At 34.2% G+C, this 1,087-nt stretch carries 1 protein-coding gene; it reads left to right on the top strand.

The window, feature by feature from the left end; genetic code table 11:
• Nucleotides 1–42 precede the first annotated feature (42 nt).
• Nucleotides 43–1,077 (top strand): IS1595 family transposase, encoded by a 1,035-nt coding sequence (locus EM932_RS20690; RefSeq protein WP_135879106.1) that lies wholly within the window; start codon nucleotides 43–45, stop codon nucleotides 1,075–1,077.
• The last annotated feature ends 10 nt before the right edge of the window (nucleotides 1,078–1,087 follow it).

Below are 1,087 nucleotides of genomic sequence, written 5' to 3'. Positions count from 1 at the left end.
GGCTGTAGTTTAAAATAGGTATTATTTTTATACATTTAGATTATGGATATATCAGAAATCAAGTCAGAACTGCTAAAGCTATCTTTATCTGACAGACAACGACTCCTGTCCGAGATTCAAATAAAAGACAGGGCAGAGTCGGAAGTCTATGGTTGTCAGCAATCCCGAAGGGAATTGCTTAATAATAAGCAAGGCGTTTGTTCTCATTGTGGTCACAATAAATATGTAAAATTTGGCTTTAAGAGCAATTCACAGCGCTACAAGTGTAAATCTTGCAATCGAAGTTTCACTGAATATTCTGGTACTTGGATGGCAGGTATCCACTCTAAAGAGAAGCTAGATGATTATTTAGGGTTAATGATGGAAGAAAAAAGTTTGGATAAAATTAAGGTAGCTCTGTCTATTAACAAAAAGACGGCCTTTGACTGGCGCCATAAGATATTATCATCCTTGTCGGATATTGATAATGATAATTTTACCGGAATCACAGAAAGTGATGAGACGTTCTTTTTGAATTCTGAAAAAGGAAGAAAAATAGAACATAGAGTTTCCCGAAAACGGGGAGGTTCATCTAAAACTAGAGGAATAAGTAACGATCTAGTAGCTGTTATAGTAACCCAGGATAGAAAATCGGTTTTAGACCTTACTGTAGCTACAATGGGCAGGTTAAGGAAAGTGGATATTGAAAATGCTATTGGAAACAGAATAAAACCAAAGCAAACAATTCTTTGTAGTGATGCACATGTGAGCTACAAAGGTTTTGCAATGGATAATGAAATAGAACACCATCCAATAAAAGGAATCATAAAGCAGCGCGTCAAAAACGGAGTGTACCATATTCAACATGTCAATTCAACTCACAATAAGATCAAGAAATGGATTGACAATACATTTTGGGGAGTATCTACAAAATATTTACAGCAGTACTTAAACTGGTATCGTATAAAGCAAAAGTTGAAAAATAGAAACGATAAGCTAAAATCTTTTACTCAAAAAATATCTGAAGACATTACCGCTTATCAGAAATACAAAGAAATCGAATTTTGTTACGAAAAATTAATATCAACACTAATATAAACTACAGCCA

This window comes from Flavivirga rizhaonensis (genome assembly GCF_004791695.1).
GTDB classification, from domain to species: domain Bacteria; phylum Bacteroidota; class Bacteroidia; order Flavobacteriales; family Flavobacteriaceae; genus Flavivirga; species Flavivirga rizhaonensis.
This window is presented reverse-complemented; position numbering and strand designations above follow the sequence as displayed.